The organism is Xanthobacter sp. DMC12, assembly GCF_056314105.1.
On sequence record NZ_JBQUYZ010000003.1, the window covers coordinates 334,369 to 353,128 of the forward strand.

At 68.1% G+C, this 18,760-nt stretch carries 18 protein-coding genes and 1 tRNA gene; 11 read left to right on the forward strand and 8 right to left on the reverse strand.

The window, feature by feature from the left end; genetic code table 11:
- Positions 1–198 precede the first annotated feature (198 nt).
- The 3 genes from ACT535_RS14680 to ACT535_RS14690 are packed head-to-tail and all read left to right on the forward strand — an operon-like array spanning position 199 to position 3,605.
- On the forward strand, positions 199–1,146 hold the full coding sequence (locus tag ACT535_RS14680) for a LysR family transcriptional regulator (RefSeq protein ID WP_168459086.1): 948 nt from the start codon (positions 199–201) through the stop codon (positions 1,144–1,146).
- 39 nt (positions 1,147–1,185) lie between these two features.
- A complete protein-coding gene (locus ACT535_RS14685) occupies positions 1,186–2,427 on the forward strand; it encodes an amidohydrolase family protein (RefSeq protein WP_476364965.1) in 1,242 nt (413 codons plus the stop codon).
- Positions 2,424–3,605: an amidase gene (locus ACT535_RS14690; protein ID WP_476364966.1), complete on the forward strand. Its 1,182-nt coding sequence runs from the start codon at positions 2,424–2,426 to the stop codon at positions 3,603–3,605. Before ACT535_RS14685 ends, ACT535_RS14690 begins: the two co-directional genes overlap by 4 nt.
- A 108-nt stretch (positions 3,606–3,713) precedes the next feature.
- On the opposite strand, the gene ACT535_RS14695 is transcribed toward ACT535_RS14690, so the two are convergent.
- From ACT535_RS14695 to ACT535_RS14715, 5 genes are all read right to left on the reverse strand, one after another.
- Entirely contained in the window at positions 3,714–3,932 is a 219-nt protein-coding gene (locus tag ACT535_RS14695; protein WP_476364967.1) for a phage integrase central domain-containing protein, read from the reverse strand.
- A complete protein-coding gene (locus ACT535_RS14700) occupies positions 3,832–4,104 on the reverse strand; it encodes an Arm DNA-binding domain-containing protein (RefSeq protein WP_476364968.1) in 273 nt (90 codons plus the stop codon). The genes ACT535_RS14695 and ACT535_RS14700 overlap by 101 nt, the downstream gene beginning before the upstream one ends.
- Before the next feature lie 134 nt (positions 4,105–4,238).
- A tRNA-Thr gene (locus tag ACT535_RS14705) sits at positions 4,239–4,314 on the reverse strand.
- Between the two features lie 121 nt (positions 4,315–4,435).
- Entirely contained in the window at positions 4,436–4,843 is a 408-nt protein-coding gene (locus tag ACT535_RS14710) for a DUF4332 domain-containing protein (RefSeq protein ID WP_476364969.1), read from the reverse strand.
- 90 nt (positions 4,844–4,933) lie between these two features.
- Complete coding sequence (locus ACT535_RS14715; RefSeq protein WP_168459090.1) at positions 4,934–5,314, reverse strand: hypothetical protein; 381 nt, start codon at positions 5,312–5,314, stop codon at positions 4,934–4,936.
- Positions 5,315–5,539: 225 nt separating this feature from the next.
- On the opposite strand from ACT535_RS14715, the gene ACT535_RS14720 reads away from it, so the two are divergent.
- The 5 genes from ACT535_RS14720 (at position 5,540) to ACT535_RS14740 (ending at position 12,125) form a co-directional block, all read left to right on the forward strand.
- On the forward strand, positions 5,540–7,348 hold the full coding sequence (locus tag ACT535_RS14720) for a helicase HerA-like domain-containing protein (protein ID WP_476364970.1): 1,809 nt from the start codon (positions 5,540–5,542) through the stop codon (positions 7,346–7,348).
- A 280-nt stretch (positions 7,349–7,628) separates the two neighbouring features.
- Entirely contained in the window at positions 7,629–8,060 is a 432-nt protein-coding gene (locus ACT535_RS14725) for a hypothetical protein (RefSeq protein WP_168459092.1), read from the forward strand.
- Positions 8,061–8,171: 111 nt separating this feature from the next.
- Positions 8,172–9,563 (forward strand): M20/M25/M40 family metallo-hydrolase, encoded by a 1,392-nt coding sequence (locus ACT535_RS14730; protein ID WP_476364971.1) that lies wholly within the window; start codon positions 8,172–8,174, stop codon positions 9,561–9,563.
- Between the two features lie 76 nt (positions 9,564–9,639).
- The gene (locus tag ACT535_RS14735; RefSeq protein ID WP_476364972.1) at positions 9,640–10,635 is read left to right on the forward strand and encodes a zinc transporter ZntB; all 996 of its coding nucleotides are present in this window, start codon (positions 9,640–9,642) and stop codon (positions 10,633–10,635) included.
- A gap of 95 nt (positions 10,636–10,730) precedes the next feature.
- Entirely contained in the window at positions 10,731–12,125 is a 1,395-nt protein-coding gene (locus ACT535_RS14740) for an esterase-like activity of phytase family protein (RefSeq protein WP_476364973.1), read from the forward strand.
- Positions 12,126–12,200: 75 nt separating this feature from the next.
- Here ACT535_RS14740 and ACT535_RS14745 read toward each other — a convergent pair whose 3' ends face one another.
- Together ACT535_RS14745 and ACT535_RS14750 are read right to left on the reverse strand one after the other, a co-directional pair.
- Positions 12,201–13,829: an ArnT family glycosyltransferase gene (locus ACT535_RS14745; RefSeq protein ID WP_476364974.1), complete on the reverse strand. Its 1,629-nt coding sequence runs from the start codon at positions 13,827–13,829 to the stop codon at positions 12,201–12,203.
- Positions 13,830–14,237: 408 nt separating this feature from the next.
- Positions 14,238–14,834 carry a superoxide dismutase gene (locus ACT535_RS14750; RefSeq protein WP_024277967.1) on the reverse strand — a complete coding sequence of 199 codons (597 nt, stop codon included), beginning with the start codon at positions 14,832–14,834 and terminating at the stop codon, positions 14,238–14,240.
- Positions 14,835–15,036: 202 nt separating this feature from the next.
- Between ACT535_RS14750 and ACT535_RS14755 the strand changes: the two genes are divergently transcribed.
- Together ACT535_RS14755 and cobT are read left to right on the forward strand one after the other, a co-directional pair.
- Positions 15,037–15,885, forward strand: a complete 849-nt coding sequence (locus ACT535_RS14755) for a hypothetical protein (protein ID WP_476364975.1) — start codon at positions 15,037–15,039, stop codon at positions 15,883–15,885.
- 117 nt (positions 15,886–16,002) lie between these two features.
- Positions 16,003–17,025, forward strand: a complete 1,023-nt coding sequence (gene cobT, locus ACT535_RS14760) for a nicotinate-nucleotide--dimethylbenzimidazole phosphoribosyltransferase (protein WP_476364976.1) — start codon at positions 16,003–16,005, stop codon at positions 17,023–17,025.
- 2 nt (positions 17,026–17,027) lie between these two features.
- On the opposite strand, the gene ACT535_RS14765 is transcribed toward cobT, so the two are convergent.
- On the reverse strand, positions 17,028–18,110 hold the full coding sequence (locus tag ACT535_RS14765; RefSeq protein ID WP_476364977.1) for a sensor histidine kinase: 1,083 nt from the start codon (positions 18,108–18,110) through the stop codon (positions 17,028–17,030).
- Between the two features lie 114 nt (positions 18,111–18,224).
- On the opposite strand from ACT535_RS14765, the gene ACT535_RS14770 reads away from it, so the two are divergent.
- Positions 18,225–18,716, forward strand: coding sequence for a thermonuclease family protein (locus ACT535_RS14770; RefSeq protein ID WP_476364978.1), 492 nt, complete (start codon positions 18,225–18,227; stop codon positions 18,714–18,716).
- Positions 18,717–18,760 lie beyond the last annotated feature (44 nt).

Consider the following 18,760-nt stretch of genomic DNA (forward strand, 5'->3'; position numbering starts at 1 on the left):
ATTTTCCGATCGAAGATATAGGAATAGCCTATAGGATGTTTTAATAGGCTGCACCGAACCCAAATTGACTATACCAAACCATTGATTCTTATCGGATTATGTCACTTTGAAGCCTATAGTTTGTGCATATGTCTATATATCATGCAATTTGACAATCGCCTTTAGGCAATGCCATTTCAGATAATGCAAAGGTGAGCCATGGACCTTCGTCAGCTCAAATACTTCGTCCAGATTGCAGAGAGCGGGAACTTCTCGCGTGCGGCAGAGGTTTTGCGCATTGCTCAGCCCTCGCTGAGCCAGCAGATGAAGAATCTGGAGGAAGAGCTGGGGGTCGAACTGCTCATGCGCCATGCGCGCGGCGTCACGCCGTCCGAGCTGGGACAGCAATTCTACGACCATGCCCGCCGCATCCTTGAGGAGGTGGACCGGGTGAAGGACCAGGTTCGCTCCACGTCGCTCAATCCATCGGGACGGGTGTCGGTGGGGCTGCCCACCTCTGCCTGCCGCGGCCTCGGACTGCCGCTGATCTCGGCGATGGCCGAACAGCAGCCAAAGATCGCCCTCCACGTGGTGGAGGCCATGACCGGCTATCTCGACGACCTCCTCCAGGCCGGCCGACTGGACGTGGCCCTGCTCTACGACCACAAGGCGTTCGAGCATGTGGCCTGGACCGAGATGATGGTCGAGGACCTCATGCTGTTCACAGCGCCCGACCACCCTCTGGCAGCCAAAGGCGCCATCGCGTTCCGCGACATGTTCGCGTGGCCTATCGTGCTGCCCGGCGCGCCCAACGTGATGCGCACGGTGATCGAGCAGTTCGCCGCCCGCAACGACGTGGAACCCATCGCCACGGCCTGCGACAGCCTGCCCACCATCGCCCGTCTGGTGCGCTCCGGCCGGGCGCTGGGGGTGATGCCGCATTTCGCCTTCATGGACGAGATGGCGCGCGGCGAGATGGTTGCCGTCCCCATCCTCGATCCGACGCCGTCCTGGCGGCTGTCCGTCGTCGTCTCCCAGCGCAGCATGAACCCGCGCGGCTCCGAGGCGGTGGCCAAGGTGATGGCCAATGTCATCGCCGAGATGGTCGAAGCCGGAACCTGGCGCGCCAAGCTCAAGGGCGAGAAGGCCCGCGCCAGCGTGAAGTGAGATCGCGGAAATCAACCCCTGCCAGCCGTCGAGGCCCCCATGGACTTGATCGTCAAGAACGCGCGCCTGCCGGACGCGCCGGACCATATCGTCGATATCGCCATCACCGCCGGCCGCATCGAAGCCATCGCGCCCGAGATCACGGCTGACGCCGAGGTGGTGGATGCCGGGGGATGCCTCGTCGCCCCCGGTTTCGTGGAAACCCACATCCACCTCGACAAGTCCTGCATCCTCGATCGCTGCTCTTCCCGGCGAGGCGATCTGGAGGAGGCCATCGGCGAAGTCGCCCGCGCCAAGAAGGACTTCACCCGGCAGGATGTCTACGACCGGGGCCGGCGCACCATCGAGAAGGCCATCGCCCAGGGCACCACCCACATGCGCACCCATCTGGAGGTGGACCCCGGCATCGGCCTGCGCGGCTTCGAGGGGGTGATGCAGCTGGTGGCGGATTTCCGTTGGGCCATCGACATCGAGGTCTGCGTGTTCCCCCAGGAGGGCCTCACCAACAATCCCGGCACCGAGGAGCTGATGGTGGAGGCGCTTCGGCGCGGCGCGAAGGCGGTGGGCGCGGCGCCCTACACGGACACCGACCCCCATGCCCAGATCGACCGGGTGTTCGCGATGGCCCGCGATTTCGACGTGGACATCGACATGCACCTCGATTTCGGCGCCGATCCCACAGCGCTTGACCTCGACTATGTCTGCACGCTCACCGAGCGGTTCGGCTGGGGCGGGCGGGTGGCCATCGGCCATGTGACCAAGCTCGCCTATGTGGAGCCGGAGCGGCTCGCCGAGATCGCGGGCCGCATGCGCGATGCCGGCGTCGCGCTCACCGTGCTGCCCTCCACCGATCTGTTCCTCATGGGCCGGGACCGCACCTTCGCCAAGACGCGCGGCGTGACGCCCGCCCATGAGCTGCTGAAGCACGGGGTGAACTGCTCGCTCTCCACCAACAATGTGCTGAACCCCTTCACCCCGTTCGGCGATTGCTCGCAATTGCGGATGGCGAACCTCAACGCCAACATCTGCCACGTCGGCTCGGCCCACGACATGACCGAATGCTTCAACATGGTGACGCGCCGTCCGGCCCGCCTGATGAACCTTCCCGATTACGGGCTCGAAGCCGGCAAGGCGGCCGATTTCGTCATCATCGACAGCCCCTCCCCGCGCGCCGCGGTGGCCGAGCTGTCTCCGGTCCTCGCGGCCTTCAAGGGCGGCCGGCGCACCCTGACGCGGGAGCGGGCGAAGCTGCACTTTCCCGGTTGCGGATGCGGACAATGAGCGGGGCCGATGCCCTCGGCGCCTTCATCCCCGGCCCGCGCCTCACACGGCCCGGCGCGCCTTCCGGCCCCCTCGCTGGCCTCACCTTCGCGCTGAAGGACGTGATGGACGTGGCCGGCACGTCCACCGGCAACGGCCACCCCGACTGGCTGGCGACCCACCCGCCCGCTCCGCGCTCCGCCGTCGCCGTAGAGCGCCTTCTGGACGCGGGGGCGAGTCTTGACGGCAAGACCATCGCCGACGAGCTGTGCTACTCGCTCACCGGCGAGAACGTGCATTACGGCACGCCGCTCAATCCGGGGGCGCCCGACCGCGTGCCGGGCGGCTCCTCCAGCGGCTCCGCCTCCGCCACGGCGGGCGGCGTGGTGGACTTCGCCATCGGCACCGATTGCGGCGGCTCCGTGCGGGTGCCGGCGAGCTATTGCGGCCTGTTCGGGATGCGCCCCAGCCATGGACGCATCCCGCTCGATGGTGTCGCCCCGTTCGCCCCCAGCTTCGATTGCGTGGGCTGGTTCGCCCGCGACGCCGCCCTGCTGGAGCGCGTGGGCCGCGTGCTGCTGGCCGATGCCGCACCCGCCCCGCCCATCACCCGCCTGCTCGCGCCGCGCGAGGCATTCGCCCTCTTGTCGGCCGAAGCGAACGCCGCCCTGGGTCCGGCGCTGCGCCTGGCGCAGGAAACGATCGCGCCCTGTGAGGAGATCGCCCTGGCAACCGACGGGCTTGATGCTTGGTCCGCCACCTTCCGCACTTTGCAGGCGGCCGAGATCTGGACCTCGGTCGGCCCATGGATCGAGCGGGTGCAGCCCGCCTTCGGGCCGGGGGTGAAGGAGCGGTTCGACGCCGCCCGTGCCGTCTGCTCCTCGGCGGTCGAACCCGCCGCCGCCCATCGACGCGCCATCCGCGCCCGGCTCGACGACCTGCTGCAACCGGGCACGGCGTTCCTCATGCCGACGGTGCCGCGCCCCGCGCCGCTGCGCGGCATGGCCACCGCCGAGGTGGAAGTCACAACCCGGCATCTGGCCATGAACCTGCTGTGCATCGCCGGCCTCGGCGGCCTGCCCCAGGTATCCCTACCGCTGGCGCAGGTAGATGGCGCGCCGTTCGGCATCTCGCTGGTCGGGCCGGCGGGCAGCGACACCGCCTTGCTACGCGCGGCCCTGGCAATGGCCGGCCGCTGACCCTGGCGCAATGCCCCACACCGGTGGCGTCGCGCGTGTTGTCTTGAGTTCGGCGGGCCTGTTCCGAGTTAGGCCCTGCACACGCGCGATGCGTCACGGTCGGCGCGGTCAGGCGCCCTTGAGAGCGTAGGCCGGATCATTCTCCGCGCGCGTTGTGGCAATGGCATATCGGAAGACACCGCCGATCGTCGCGCGCAGACGCTTTGCTGTCTCGTGATGTCCTCGGTCATCGACCGCCTTGAGGACCCTCAGCACCTCCGCCGCGGTGATGTCGGCGATGGGGCGCTGTCCGAGGTCGGGGCGCGCGATGCCGAGCAGCCAAGTCACCTGGATAGGCTCCCAGGGCCAACTGCTTCTGCTTGCCATCGAATAGGTAAGCGAGGCGCCAGAGCTTCCCGCCCGTCGGCGTGACCAGCAGCTGAAGGCCGCCGCCATCCGACAGTTTCACAGGCTTTGGCTGGGGCCTCGCAGCACGGACAGCAACGTCCGAAAGGGGCATCGTGTTGGCATCCGGATCTGTCGGCACTCACCGATGCCAACAGACGGACATCGACGCCCCGCGACGCTCGGGGCCAGATACCAGTTGATTTTGTTTGATTTTTCGACGCCGATCGACGTCAGCAGATGGTCAAATGGTGCCGCGGAAGGGATTCGAACCCCCGACCCACGCATTACGAATGCGTTGCTCTACCAGCTGAGCTACCGCGGCACGCGCGCCCTCTATTACGGGGAGGCCGCGCCGTTTTCAAGGGTCGGCGCGAACCATCCCCGCAAGGTCCTGCGGCGAGCCAGCCGGAAAGGTCTGGGCCGCGGCGCGGCGGGTTGCCGTCTCAGTAGGTGAGCACCGGCGGCAGGTCCTTGGCCTGCGCCACCCACTTCTCCACCATGCTCTCGGTGGGCAGGGCACGCACCAGCTTGCGCTTGGCGTTCGCCTCGGCCATGGCCTTGGTGAGGTTGGCGGGCACGCGGGTCTTGAGTTCCTTCACCGTGTCCACGCCCGCTGCCTCGAGCAGCTCGGAATATTCCTCTCCCACCCCCTTGATGCGCATCAGGTCGGCCATGTTGGCCCATTTGAGGATACGGCTTTCGTCGATCCCCGTCGCCACGGCAAGCTCCTTGCGCAGCTTGGGCGACTTGGCCCTCTCGAGCAGTCCCTCGGTGGTGGTGATGCCGGCGGCTTTCAGCTTTTCGGCATAGACCGCGCCGACGCCTTCGATCTCGATGATGGGATAGGACATGCGACCCCCCTTCAAATCCGGCTTGTGGGCGCCGGCATCAAGATCAGGCCACAACCGCGGGCCGAGTCAACTGCCCAGCGACCGCGACCGTCAGACCACGTGGGTGAGGCCCGGCACCGAGCGCACGAGGAGATTCACGGGCTCCGCGCCCACCGTCTCGCGGGCATAGGCCACCGTCTCGCGGACCGCGAGCTGCACCTGCGGCATGGTGAGGCCGTGGGCCATCATGCGGTCGGCGACCAGCATGAGCCGCGCCATGCCGCCGAAATGGCGCTCGGAGAGGGCGGTTGCATCCTCCACCGGGGCGACGTCGGCCATGTCCCGCGCCCAAGGATGGGTGGCGTAGAGGGGCGCCATGGCACTCGCCGGCGCCTCACGAGCGAGAAACTGGATGACGATGGCCACCAGGGCCTCGGCGGTCGGGGCATCCACCTCGACCCGCTCTGTTAGACGCGCAATCAACTCGTCCATGCCATCTCCTTGCGCCGCATCGCAGGCGAGACTGCACCGAGATTGCCGGGCACGGCGCGCTTTCGCAAGCGGGAGCGCCGGCAGTTCTCACCCGGCGAGTACAAGCGCAAGCGGCGCTGCAACGGGCTTGCCCGCACCACTGCGGCGGGCGAAAACATCGCGATGCCGTGGCCGGATCCGAAGGTGCGATTCGGCTGGACCGCATGCCCGAGCGAGGACACCGCCATGGCCAAAGGCCCAGGGACGAGCCGAGGAACGACGTCCGGGACGAGCCCCGAGCAAAGCACGCCGGCCAGTGCCGCGCCGTCCCCCGGCCCCTGGAGCCGCACGTCGGTACCGCGAACCGCATCCGCAGCGTCCTCCGGGGGGCGGGCGCCGGCCCCCGAATCCGACGGCCGCATCTTGGTCGGGCGCAGCTTCCTCGGCCGCGTCGAGGCGGCGGCGACCCATGCGAAATCGAAGGATGAATATCTCACCCTGCGCCTCGCCAACCGCCACGGCCTCGTCACCGGCGCCACCGGCACCGGCAAGACGGTGACGCTGCAGGTGCTGGCGGAAGGCTTCTCGCGGGCCGGGGTGCCGGTGTTCGCCGCCGACATCAAGGGCGACCTCTCCGGCGTCGCTGCCGAGGGCGAGGCCAAGGACTTCCTGGTGAAGCGCGCCGAGGAAGTGGGCATCACCTACACGCCGGACAGCTTCCCGGTGATCTTCTGGGACATGTTCGGCGAGCAGGGCCACCCCGTGCGTGCCACCATCTCCGAGATGGGGCCTCTGCTGCTCGCCCGCCTGATGGGGCTGAACGAGACGCAGGAGGGCGTGCTCAACATCGTCTTCCGGGTTGCCGACGAACAGGGCCTGCTGCTGCTCGACCTCAAGGACCTCAGGGCCATGCTGGCCCACGTCTCGGCCAATGCCACGGCACTGACCGCCACCTATGGCAACGTGTCCACGCAGAGCGTCGGCGCCATCCAGCGCCAGCTGCTTGTCTTGGAGAACCAGGGCGCGGACAAGTTCTTCGGCGAGCCAGCGCTGGACATCGCCGACATCATGCGGATCGACCGCTCCGGCTACGGCACCATCAACATCCTCGCCGCCGACAAATTGATGGGCTCGCCCCGCCTCTATTCATGCTTCCTGCTCTGGCTACTCTCCGAACTGTTCGAGCGGCTTCCCGAGGTGGGCGATCCGGACAAGCCGAAGCTGGTCTTCTTCTTCGATGAAGCCCACCTGCTCTTCAACGAGGCCCCGAAGGCGTTGCTGGAGAAGGTGGAGCAGGTGGTGCGCCTCATCCGCTCCAAGGGGGTCGGCGTCTATTTCGTCACCCAGAACCCGCTGGACGTGCCCGAGACCGTGCTGGCCCAGCTCGGCAACCGGGTGCAGCACGCGCTGCGCGCCTTCACCCCGCGTGACCAGAAGGCCGTGAAGGCCGCCGCCGAAACCTTCCGTCCCAATCCGGACCTCGACACGGCCAAGGCCATCATGGAACTGGGCAAGGGCGAGGCACTGGTCTCCATGCTCGAGGGCAACGGCATTCCCTCCATGGTGGAGCGCACCCTCATCCGCCCGCCCTCGGGCCGCATCGGGCCGCTCTCGCCCGCAGAACGCGCAGCCATCCTGGCGAAGAGCCCGGTGGGACACCTCTACGACACGGCGGTGGACCGCGAATCGGCCTTCGAGATGCTTCAGGCGCGGGCCGAGGAAAAGGCCCAGCCGGCGCCGGAGGAAGCCGCGCCGTCCTCGGGCGGCGGCAGCATTCTGGACAGCATCCTCGGCGGTGTCCTCGGCACCGCCACCGGCGCGCCGAAGGTCGAGCCGGTGCCGCGCGACGGCGCGCCCCGCCAGGGTTCAACGACGCCGCGCGTCCCGACCACGACCGGGCGGACCACCGGTACCGCCGCCCCCCGGCCGAGCACGCGCATGTCCACCACGGAAGTGGTGGTGCGGCAGGTGGCACGATCCGTGGCGACTCAGGTCGGCTCCCAGCTGGGAAAGGCGATCTTGAGGGGTATCCTGGGGAGCATCAGCAAGCGCTGACGGGGCGGGGGCGGGGGCCATCCCCGGTCTCGCCCGCGCCACGGCAAGGCTCAAGGTGCCTTCACACCGCCCGTCGGTACCTAACGGCAGCTTGACCTTACTCCTGTGGCCTTGCCGTGGTGGCAATGTCGAAAGTGTTGCGTCAGAAGGCTCCTAACGGTAGTGTCATAGCGTGTCGGCGAGATTGCGGGGTCGCGTCGGCAGAGATGCTCAACACGCGTGCCCGAGCCTTCCTCCCTTGTGGATGCGGACCGAGGCGCGCCATGACCTGGAGCGCCTCATGAAGGTGTTGCCCACTGCCCGCATCGTCCTCCTCGATGCCAATATGGAACGTCGCCAGGCGACGCGCCTCGCCCTGTCCGCCCTCGGGGTCGGATCCGTGCGCGAGGTCGCCTCCATCGACGAAGTGACCGATCCTTCCGCCCAAGGCACGGCCGACGTGCTCGTGGTGCAGGTGGATGATCCCGAGGATGCCCCCACCAACCCCTTCCGCTTCGGTGCCGGCATTCCTGCCGTGCTCGTGGCGGAGGTTCCGGCACAGCAGCTCGTGCGTGTCGCCGGCCGGACCGGCTACGACGCCGCGCTCGGCACGCCCGTCGCCCCGCGGCTGCTCTACCGCCGCATCGGCTCTGTGCTCCAGCGCGCGCGCCGTCTAGGGCGTCCTGCATCCGCAGTGATTGCATCGCCCGCCGATCTCGTCACCGCCGGCTGACCTGACGCCAAACCGTCTGGCACCTTGCCAGACGGTCCCGCGACCGCCAGCATCCCTGCGATTCCGGGCCCATCGCGGCCCGGTACAGAGGTCGCGCTGGCGGAGGTTGAGATGGCGGCATCGGAACTCGATCCGATTCTGAAGGCGGTTGATACGGGGCTCGACGGGGCGCTGGAGCGTCTGTTCGACTTCCTCAGGATTCCGTCCATCTCCACCGATCCCGCCCATGCGGGCGCCTGCCGGGACGCCGCGCAGTGGGTGGCCGGAGAGCTTGAGGCCCTCGGCTTCACCGCCACCGTGCATCCCACCGCCGGTCACCCGGTTGTGGTCGCCCGCACGGATACCGGCGCCCCACGGCGCGTGCTGTTCTACGGCCACTACGACGTGCAGCCCGTGGACCCGCTCGATCTGTGGGAGTCGCCGCCGTTCGAGCCCCGCCTCGGCACGACGCCGGATGGGCGGCGCACCATCGTCGGCCGCGGCGCCTGCGACGACAAGGGGCAGGTGCTGACCTTCCTCGAAGCGCTCAGGGCGTTCCGCACGACCCGCGGCGCCCTGCCCGTGGACGTCACCGTGTTGCTGGAGGGCGAGGAGGAATGCGGCTCACCCAACCTCCCCGGCTTTCTCGCCGCCCATGCGGGCGACCTTTCGGCCGATGTCGCCCTCGTCTGCGACACGGGGATGTGGGACCAGCGCACGCCCTCCATCACCAGCTCGCTGCGGGGCATCCTCCATACAGAGCTGACCATCGAGGGCGCCGACCGGGATTTGCATTCGGGCCTGTTCGGCGGCGCGGCACGCAACCCCATCCATGTGCTGGCGGCCATCCTCGCCGAGGCCCATGACGCCGACGGCCGCGTTACCCTGCCCGGCTTTTACGACGACGTGCGCGAGCCGCCCGCTGACGTCCGCGCCCGCTGGCAGGCGCTTGGGCTGACCGCCGAAGCCTTCCTGAAGCCGGTCGGCCTCTCGGTCTCGGCTGGCGAGAGCGACCGGCTGGTGATCGAGCAGATTCAGTCGCGGCCGACCTTCGAGGTCAACGGCATCTTCGGCGGCTACACCGGCGCCGGAACCAAGACCATCATCCCCGCCCGGGCGACCGCCAAGATCTCCTTCCGTCTCGTGGCGGACCAGGATCCGGCCAAGCTGCGCGCCGGCTTCGAGGCGTTCGTGGCGGCGCGGGTGCCCGCCGACTGCCGCGCTGTGTTCCATTGGGGCGAGGGCGCCCGCGCCTTCCTCGTGCCGCCGGAGAGCCCGGACCTCGGCCACGCCGCCGGGGCCCTCGCGGCGGAATGGGGCGTCGCACCGGTCACCATCGGCTCGGGCGGCTCCATCCCCGTGGTGGGCCAGTTCAAGGACCGGCTGGGCGTGGACACGCTGCTGATCGGCTTCGCCCTGGACGACGACCGCGTCCATTCCCCCAATGAGAAGTACGACCTCACGTCCTTCCACAAGGGCACGCGCAGCTGGGTGCGGATTCTCGACGCCCTTGCCGGCTCGTGAGTTGACGTAGCGCTAGACTTTTTCGCGTCGTGCAATCGTGCGAGGAAGGCCCGTAACGTCAGCGACGGAACCTGCCATGGCCGCTCTTGCCTCCACCATCGACACGCAGGGCCTCGTCTCCGCATGGTGGTTCGATGGCAAGGGCGGCGCAGGTCGCATCAAGCCGGAGGATGCCATCTCCGCGACGGCGCCCGAAGGCGGGTTTATCTGGCTGCATTTCCGCCATCTGCCCCGCGCGCCGCAGACGTGGCTGCGGGTCGACAGCGGCCTGGAGGGGCACGCGCTGGAAATCATGGCCGAGGACCAGTGCCGCCCGCGCTGCGTGATGTTCGCCGATGGTGCGCTCCTCTCCCTGCGCGGCATCAATTTGCAGCGCAACGCGCTCCCCGAGGAGCTCATCACCGTTCACCTCTGGGTGGATGCCCAGCGCATCGTCTCGGTTCAGCACGACTTCCTCTCCGCCATCGCAGATTTCGAGGATGCGCTCGGCCGTGGCCGCTGCCCGCGCACGCAGGGCGAGTTCGTGGCCGACCTCTCCATGCGCCTCGTGGAGCGGGTGGACGCGGTGGTGACGACTCTGATCGAGGAGGCGGACGAGCTCGAGGATGCCGTCCTCGTTACCGAGACATCCGAGCTTCTGCCCAAGCTCGCGGTGCTGCGCCGGGTGGCCATCAAGCTGCGCCGGCACATCGCGCCCCAGCGCGAGGCGCTCAATCATTTCGCGCTTGAGGATGACCCCTGGATGGGGCCGAAGGACCGAAATCGCCTGCGCGATGCCGCCGACCGCGTGGCCCGCTTCTCCGAGGAGCTGGACAGCGTGCGCGAGCGGGCGGCGGTCATCCGCGACCAGATGGTGGACGCCCGCGCCGAGCAGATGAACAAGTCCATGCTGGTGCTTGCCGTGGTCACGGTGGTGTTCGCCCCCATGACGCTGATTTCGGGCATGTTCGGCATGAACGTGGGCGGCATCCCCGGCAGCACCGATCCCGCGGCCTTCTGGGCGCTCTGCGTGTTCCTCCTACTGCTCGGCTTCGTCCTCCTGTGGACATTCCGCCGGCTGAAATGGATCTGATCTTCCTTTAGGTCATGCAAAGTTCGCGCGGCTGTCTCCGCCGCGTCAAGGATGGTGCCGCAGATGCGGTGCGCACGGACCTTAGGAGGTTTTCCATGCGCACCCTGAAATGCGTTGCCCTCGCGCTGCTTGCCGGCGCCGCCTTCGTTGCACCCGCCCTTTCGCAGGATAAGACCGCCGAAGGCTCCGCCTTCCCGGCCGTCCTCGCCGGACATGTGGTCCTGCCGGCCGCCACCTTCGTCCCCGCCCCCGCAGACGCGCCGGATGCGTTGAAGACGTCGGGCAAGTTCACCAATGCCGATCGCGCGCGCATCGACGCCATCGGCAGCGTGAAGGGCGTGAGCGTTCTCTCCAATCCCGCGGCACCGCGCGAGACGGGCCTCTCGCTGCCGTTCGACGGGCAGCCGGTGCAGGGCTTCTCCGGCATCGTTTCCGAGGGCGACGGGAATTTCCTGGTGCTCACCGACAACGGGTTCGGCTCCAAGGCCAACTCGCCGGACGCCATGCTCACGGCGCACCGGCTGAAGATGGACTTCAAGGCCGGCACCATTGAGCGCCTGAAGACCATCTTCATCAGCGACCCCGATCGCAAGGTGCCCTACCCCATCGTCATGGAAGGCACCGCCACGCGCTACCTGACCGGCTCCGACTTCGATCTCGAATCGATCCAGCGCGTGGGTGACAGCCTGTGGTTCGGTGACGAGTTCGGCCCCTTCCTCATCGAGACCGATCTCGACGGCAAGGTGAAGGCCGTGTTCGAGACCAAGGTGGACGGCAAGGTGGTGCGCTCCCCCGATCATCCAGCGGTCACCACGCCGGGCGCGCCGGACGGCAAGGTGGCGTTCAACGTCTATCGCTCCAAGGGCTTCGAGGGCATGGCCCTCTCCCCGGACAAGACCAAGCTCTATGCGCTGCTCGAAGGCCCGCTGTTCGATGCGGCCGCCGGCGGCAAAGAGAAGGTGGGTGATGCGGAAGTCCTGCGCATCGTCGAGTTCGACCTCGGCAAGCGCGAATGGACCGGCCGCTCGTGGAAGTATCCTCTGGCGGTGGCGGGCAATGCCATCGGCGACTTCAACATGATCGACGACACCCACGGCCTCGTCATCGAGCGCGACAGCCTGGAAGGCTCCCGCTTCAAGGCCTGCGCCACCGGCAAGGTCGAGCCGAGCTGCTTCGACAAGCCGGCCCAGTTCAAGCGCGTCTACAAGATCGCCTTCTCGCCCGAGACCGCCGGCCAGCCGGTGCGCAAGGTCGGCTATATCGACCTTCTCGCCATCAAGGATCCGAACGGCAAGGCGAAGCAGGGCGGCACCGAGGGCGTTCTCGACCTGCCCTTCTTCACCATTGAGGACGTGGTGATGGTGAGCCCCACCGAGATCGTGGTGGGCAACGACAACAACCTGCCCTATTCGGCCGGCCGCAGCCCGCAGAAGAACGACGACAACGAGTTCGTCCTCCTCAGCGTGCCGGAGCTACTGGGCGCCAAGTGAGCCGCGCGCGACCGCCACAAGAACGCAAAAGGCCGGGCTCACGCCCGGCCTTTTCGATTCCCTTGCGATCGGACCCTACTGCCCGGCGGCGAAGACGCTCGGGAACGGCCGCCCGCGCACGTCGTAGACGGTGGCGTAGGTCACGCCCTCGCGCTCGACCTTCACGAGCAGCGGCGCCTTCACGTCGGCGCAATAGAACTCGCCGAGACGCATATAGAAGTCCGCATTGCTGCTGTCGTAGGTCGTCTCGTAGCGCGGTCCCAATTCTGCAGCGGCGGCGAAGTGGGGGCCGCAGACGGCCACGCGCAGCTTGCGGCCCTGGGGGAGGGTGCGGCGGTGCTGCTCCACATATTCGTCCAGCTCCTCCGTGGCCTGCTTGAAGGCAAGACCCCAGTAATCGAGCATGAACAGATCGTCCGCGCCCTTGATGCCGCCGACGAAGTGGTTGTAGTAGGTATATTCGTAGGGGTGGAGATTATGGAAGTCCACCGCCGGCACCGCGAACCCGACCGCGAAAGTCGCGGCCACGGCGGCCTGGGCGAGACGCGGGAGGCCCTGCGCCCTCTGCCACAACCACGCCGCCGCATAGCCGCCGAGCAGCGCCAGAGCGGGCGTGACGAACACGAAATGACGGATGCCGTTGTACATCACCGGGCGGGTGACGACCGTGAGCAGCACCGGGAAGGCGGCGGCGGTAACGATCAGAACCAGCCGCGCGCGCTTGGCGGGGGTCTCCTTGCCCACGAAGGCCGAGACGATCGCGCCCGCAGCGCCCGCCACCGCAAGGCCGAGGAACAGCTCGGGCATCTGCACGGAGAAGAGCGTGGGCACATAGGTGCGCGGCATGTCCGGCACGAGGATGGGCCGGCCCTCAAACATCTCCCGCCACGGCACTTCCCAGAAGTGCGAGTAGTATTGGAGCGCCACCAACGGGTTGAGCGGCTCCGCGACGCCCCAGGGCCAGACGATGCCGAGCACGAAATAGGCCAGCGGCAGGCCCAGCATCAGGATGCCGGTGAAGCGCAGGGTACGCAGCAGCGCCGGCTTGATGCCGAGGCGCACGCACTCCACCGCCAGCACGTACGCGATGGCGGCGGCGAGATACACGCCGCAAAGAAGACCGAGGACGCGGGTGCCGATGGCAAGGCCGAGAAACAGGCCGAACAGGGTCACCGTGCGCGGCGACGGCTGGGGAAATTCATCGAACGCGCGGATGCAGGCATAGAGCACGCCGGCCACGGCCACGGCGAAGGGTGCGTCCTTCGCGTTCATGAACATGTGCCCGTAATAGAGCGGGCAGATCATCAGGAGGGCGACGGCGGCAAGCCCGCCCCACGGCCCGGCAAGCCGCCGGCCGGCCCGCCACACCAGGACGAAGCCGAAGACGCCGACCAGCCCGCCCAGAAGGCGGCGGATGTCGAAGACATCGACGAAGGGCAGCGCCTTGGAGAGGGCAGCCGCCGCGAGATCGAAGCCGCCGCCGTAATAATACAGGTTGACGAAGGAAAAGACCTTCCGATGCGTCAAGCCTGACGAAAAGTAGGAATAGAGGAGGTCGCCATACTGGGAGTGGGTGAAGTCATCCCAGCCGAGGCCATAATCGGAAAAGGTGAGAGCGGCGATGACCGCCACACCGGCGATGAGGACAAGGGCGCACGCGTCCGCAATCGCGCCCGGCCGACGTTCGATATCGAGGAACGACATTGATGGAGGATCCCGAACCCAACTCCTGTCGCGCCGATTCCGGAATCGCTTCCAGGCCCCCAGCGCGATACACCACCATATTACCGCAGGCAGCTACGCGGATCACAGCTAAGATGGAGTAGAGGAGGATCGCAACAAAATTATGCTGTGCGTTGCAAAAAATTAAGGCAACTTCGGGAGCAATTGCGGCAGCATAGCTGACCGAAGGTAAGATTAACCGGCGCAGTATTCTTGCCGGTCAGAGTCGATCACCGGCAGGAAAGAAAGCCGTGCGCCCGAGCGTATTTGTTCAGCACGTGAATTCCGGAGCGGCGGAAGAGGCTGCCGCCCTCCATCGGCCTCGCGCAGCAACCAAGCGGGCCTGCGCCCACGCCATTCGGCGAGGAGCAGGCCCGGAATGGGAGCCGGTCAGACGGCCTTGCCGTAAAGCTCGGCGACATAGTCCCAGTTGATGAGATGGTCCACGAACGCCTTCAGGTAGTCGGGGCGACGGTTGCGGTAGTCGATGTAGTAGGAGTGTTCCCACACGTCGACGCCGAGAATCGGGGTCGCGCCCTGCACCAGCGGGTTCTCGCCATTGGCGCTCTTCAGCACGACGAGCTTGCCGTCCTTGAGGGCGAGCCACGCCCAGCCCGAGCCGAACTGCCCGACGCCGGCGGCGATGAAGTCCTCCTTGAACTTCTCGACCGAGCCGATGTCCTCGATGATCTTCTTCTCGATCTCACCGGGGATGGGCCCGCCGCCGTTCGGCTTCATCCAGTTCCAGAAATGCAGGTGGTTGTAGTGCTGGCCGGCGTTGTTGAAGAGCGGGGCGTTCTTGCCGAACGAGCCCACGACGATCTCCTCGAGGGTTTTCCCTTCAAATTCAGTTCCCTTTAGGAGATTGTTGCCATTGTTGACATAAGCGAGGTGGTGCTTGTCGTGATGGTATTCCAGCGTTTCGCGCGACATGTACGGCGCAAGCGCGTCATAGGCATAGGGCAGGTCGGGCAGCGTGAAGGACATGAAACATCTCCGCAATCTATCCGGCGTTTCGCCCGGGGCGAAATCGCTGCCCCGGCGCCATACCGGGTATACGACATGTCCGAGCGAGGACCTAGATAGGGTCGCGCTCGCCATCAAACAACCTTGAAGCGGCCGATTTTCGCGGCGAGGTACCACCTTTGATCAGAACGGCTGAGGCCGGCATGCGGAAGTGGGGTTCGAGATGTGGTGGTTCCTGGTCCTTCTCGGCGTTCTCATCGCTCTGGCCGGGCTCGCGGTCATCGGCCTCGGGGTGACGATCTACGTCTCGGCCTTCGGCAATACCCTCATCACCACCGGCGCCGTGGCCGCTTCTGGCGGCTTCGTCATCACCGCCATGGGCCTGGTGCTGCGCCAGCTGGACCGACTGACGCGGCAGATCGAGCGCTCCTACCCGGCCGGCGAGGCCGAGGCCGAGGAAGCCGCCGCGCAGCCCGCGGCCCGTCCCGCCCGCGCCGGCCGCGGCGCAGCGCCGCGCCTCTCCGTGGATGATCTGGTCTCCGCCGACGAGGCCGACGCCGAGGCCGCTGCGCCGGCAGCCCGTGAACGTGCGGCCGACCGGCCTCAGGAACGTCCCCAGGAGCGCACTCCGGAACGCGCCCCCGAGCGCCAGCAGGAGCGCCCTGCCGCGCAGCGGCGTCCCGGCCCCTCCCCGCTCCTGCCGCCGCCCGAGGCCGCTCCGACGGCCGACCCGATGGTCGAGGCCCGCCGACAGCGGCTCCAGCGCGGCCCCGAGCCTGCCCCCGAAGCGCCGGCTGCCCCGCCTGCGCCTCCTCGTCCGCGCACCGGCTATGAACCGCCGCCCCGTCCGGCCCGCGCCGCGCCGCCCGAGGCTCCGCCTCCCGCTCCCGCACCGGCTCCCGCCCGCGAGCCGGATGAGCCGCGCATCCTGAAGTCGGGCATCGTCGGCGGCATGGCCTACACGCTGTATTCGGACGGCTCGATCCAGGCCGAGCTGCCCACCGGCGTGGTCCGCTTTGCCTCCCTCCAGGAACTGCGCGACCACGTGTCCCAGGCCCAGCAGGGCGGCTGAGCGCCACCCGGCGCGTAGCCGGGCGGCGGGGCGGATTTGCCGGATCGGGGCGCCCGCTCTATTGAGCGGCAGCGTTCCCTGCCCGGCAATGCCGGCGCCCAGAGGTCATTCCGCCCGATGTTCCCGCAAGATTCCGGCTCGCCCTTCGACGACATCCGCCAGCTCGTCGCCACCCTGCCCGGCCCCAACGAGGGCGCCCGCGAGGCGGCGCTGGCCCGGCAGGAGCAGTTGGTGAAGCCGCCGGGCGCGCTCGGGCGGCTCGAAGCCATCGCCGCCCATCTCTCCGCTTGGCAGGGCAATTCCATGCCGACGGTCAACCGCCCGATGGTAGCGGTGTTCGCCGCGACCCACGGCGTGGCCGACCGCGGCGTCTCGCCCTATCCGGGCGCCGTGACCAAGCAGATGATGGCCACCTTCACCGCCGGCAAGGCGGCCGTGAACCAGATCTGCGCCACGTTCGACGCCGGGCTCAGGGTGTTCGACCTCGCCCTCGACTATCCCACGCCCGACATCACGACGAACGCTGCCCTCGACGAGAAGGCTTGCGCCGCCACCATGGCCTTCGGCATGGAGGCCATCGCCGGCGGGTCGGACCTGCTCTGCCTCGGCGAGATGGGCATCGGCAACACCACCGTCGCCGCCGCCATCTGCCACGGGCTTTATGGCGGCACCGCAGAGGACTGGGTGGGCGCGGGCACCGGCTCCTCCGGCGAGGTGCTGGAGCGCAAGATCGCCGCCGTGCGCGATGCCGTCGCCTTCCACAAGGACCACCTCTCCGATCCGCTGGAAGTGCTGCGCCGCCTCGGCGGGCGGGAGATCGCAGCCATCGCCGGCGCCATCATCGCCGCGCGGCACGAGAAGGTGCCGGTGGTGCTGGATGGGTTTGTGGTGACGGCCGCCGCCGCCGTGCTCCACGCCATGAACCCGGGCGCCCTCGACCACTGCCTCGCCGGCCATGTCTCGGCGGAAAAGGCCCACCGCGCGTTGCTGGACCGGCTGGGCCTCGTGCCCCTGCTCGACCTTGGGATGCGGCTCGGCGAAGGCTCGGGCGCCGCGCTGTCCATCGGCGTGGTGAAGGCCGCCGTGGCCTGCCATCGCGGCATGGCCACCTTCGCGGAGGCGGGCGTCTCAGAGGGCTGAACTCAGGCCCCTCGCAGGGTCCGGGCGGGCGGGAACGTCACGCGCGCCCGCGTTCCGCCTCCGGCGCGGCGGGCCAGCTCCAGATCCCCGCCATGAAGAGCCGCGAGCCCCCGCGCGATGGCGAGGCCGAGGCCGGCCCCACGGCCAGTGGCAAGATCAAGCCGGCTCTCGCGGGCATGGGCGACGCCCAGCGGCAGTTCGCCATCGGCAATGCCGGGGCCGCTGTCCTCGACAATGAGGACGGCCCCGCCCGTCGCGTCCACGGCCGCGACGAGCCGCACCTGGCCTTCGATGGGCGTGAATTTCACAGCATTTGCCAAGAGGTTGAGGGCGATCTGCCGGATCGCCCGCTCGTCGCCCCACAGCCGGGGCATGCCAAGCCGCTCCAGGGAAAGGCGCAGGCGCCGCTCGGCCGCCAGCGGCCGCATCATGGCGAGGCAGTCTTCCGCCAAAGCATCGAGCCGCACGGGCGTCTCCACCAGCGTGCGATGGCCGCTCTCGATGCGGGCGAGGTCGAGGAGATCGTCGGCGAGCGCCAGCAGGTGCCGGCCGGCACCGTGGATGTCGCGGGCATAGCCGGCATAGGCCGGCACCCGGTGCGGACCCAGCACCTCCTCGGCCATCATTTCGGAGAAGCCCATCACCGTGTTGAGCGGGGTGCGCAGCTCATGGCTCATCTCGGCGAGAAAGCGCGATTTCGCAAGGCTTTCCGCGACCGCGCGCCGGCTCTCCGCCTCGGCCGCCAGAGCCCTCGCCTCGGCCGCCTCACGCGCCGCATGGAGGCGCCGGACGTGACGGGCCACGACCGCGAAGGCAAGGACGACGGCAGCAGCCCCCAGGATTGCCCCGGCAACGCCGGCCGCAAGCCCGCCCGCCAGCGCAAGCCCGCCAGCGGCGGAGATCGCGAGCAGGATCAGAATTTTGGATGAGATGATGGCGGGCCCAGCGAATCCCTCCCCCGCTTCCGCCGGCTCCGGTTGGGAGGCCGCGGCGTTGCCGAGCGGGAGGCAGAGGGGGCCGGACATGCGGCGGGAGCCCTTCGCGGACGGAGTGTCGGTGGAATCGACCACCCTGCGGAACGTCACCTTCGCACCGACTCCTGCGGCAGGTGGGTTAACGATTGGTTAACGCCCCCACCCCATCCTGCCCGCGTCCCGCTCATCCGGCGTCGAGCGGCCAAGGCTGGACCATCTAATTCCATGCGTTTGTTCGATATTTTACGCGCGGCCCTGATCCTCGCCGTGCTCGCCGTGGCGGTGGAAATGCTGTCGCGCGCCGAACATCTCGAAGGGCGGGCGGAGGCGGTGGATGGGGACACGCTGGACATCGGGGGCACCCACATCCGCCTTGCCGGCATCGATGCGCCTGAGCTGCGCCAGACCTGCGAGCGGGAGGGTCGGCCCTGGCGCTGCGGCGAGGCCGCACGGGCGGCACTGGCCGAGGCGCTGGCCGGCGGCCCGGTGTCGTGCCGCGCCGAGAAGCGCGATAAATACAAGCGACCATTGGGTTTTTGCACCGTCGGCGGCACCGACATCGCGGCGCTGATGGTCGGCAACGGGCTGGCCATCGCCTATCTGGGCAAGGCCTACCAGAGCGAAGAGGCTGAGGCGCGGGCCGCCGGGCGGGGCTTGTGGGCCGGCACCTTCCAGCGTCCCGCCGACTACCGCGCCGAGCATCCGCGCGCCCCCTGATCGTGGAACGCGCGGACGGGAGCGCCGACCCTTGCGCGGTTGCC

Coding starts and splice junctions, on each gene's coding strand:
- ACT535_RS14755 (WP_476364975.1), top strand. CDS start 15,037: ATGTGGTGGTTCCTGGTCCTTCTCGGCGTTCTCATCGCTCTGGCCGGG.
- ACT535_RS14750 (WP_024277967.1), bottom strand. CDS start 14,834: ATGTCCTTCACGCTGCCCGACCTGCCCTATGCCTATGACGCGCTTGCG.
- ACT535_RS14770 (WP_476364978.1), top strand. CDS start 18,225: ATGCGTTTGTTCGATATTTTACGCGCGGCCCTGATCCTCGCCGTGCTC.
- ACT535_RS14740 (WP_476364973.1), top strand. CDS start 10,731: ATGCGCACCCTGAAATGCGTTGCCCTCGCGCTGCTTGCCGGCGCCGCC.
- cobT (WP_476364976.1), top strand. CDS start 16,003: ATGTTCCCGCAAGATTCCGGCTCGCCCTTCGACGACATCCGCCAGCTC.
- ACT535_RS14745 (WP_476364974.1), bottom strand. CDS start 13,829: ATGTCGTTCCTCGATATCGAACGTCGGCCGGGCGCGATTGCGGACGCG.
- ACT535_RS14735 (WP_476364972.1), top strand. CDS start 9,640: ATGGCCGCTCTTGCCTCCACCATCGACACGCAGGGCCTCGTCTCCGCA.
- ACT535_RS14690 (WP_476364966.1), top strand. CDS start 2,424: ATGAGCGGGGCCGATGCCCTCGGCGCCTTCATCCCCGGCCCGCGCCTC.
- ACT535_RS14685 (WP_476364965.1), top strand. CDS start 1,186: ATGGACTTGATCGTCAAGAACGCGCGCCTGCCGGACGCGCCGGACCAT.
- ACT535_RS14710 (WP_476364969.1), bottom strand. CDS start 4,843: ATGTCCTATCCCATCATCGAGATCGAAGGCGTCGGCGCGGTCTATGCC.
- ACT535_RS14730 (WP_476364971.1), top strand. CDS start 8,172: ATGGCGGCATCGGAACTCGATCCGATTCTGAAGGCGGTTGATACGGGG.
- ACT535_RS14700 (WP_476364968.1), bottom strand. CDS start 4,104: ATGCCCCTTTCGGACGTTGCTGTCCGTGCTGCGAGGCCCCAGCCAAAG.
- ACT535_RS14725 (WP_168459092.1), top strand. CDS start 7,629: ATGAAGGTGTTGCCCACTGCCCGCATCGTCCTCCTCGATGCCAATATG.
- ACT535_RS14715 (WP_168459090.1), bottom strand. CDS start 5,314: ATGGACGAGTTGATTGCGCGTCTAACAGAGCGGGTCGAGGTGGATGCC.
- ACT535_RS14720 (WP_476364970.1), top strand. CDS start 5,540: ATGGCCAAAGGCCCAGGGACGAGCCGAGGAACGACGTCCGGGACGAGC.
- ACT535_RS14680 (WP_168459086.1), top strand. CDS start 199: ATGGACCTTCGTCAGCTCAAATACTTCGTCCAGATTGCAGAGAGCGGG.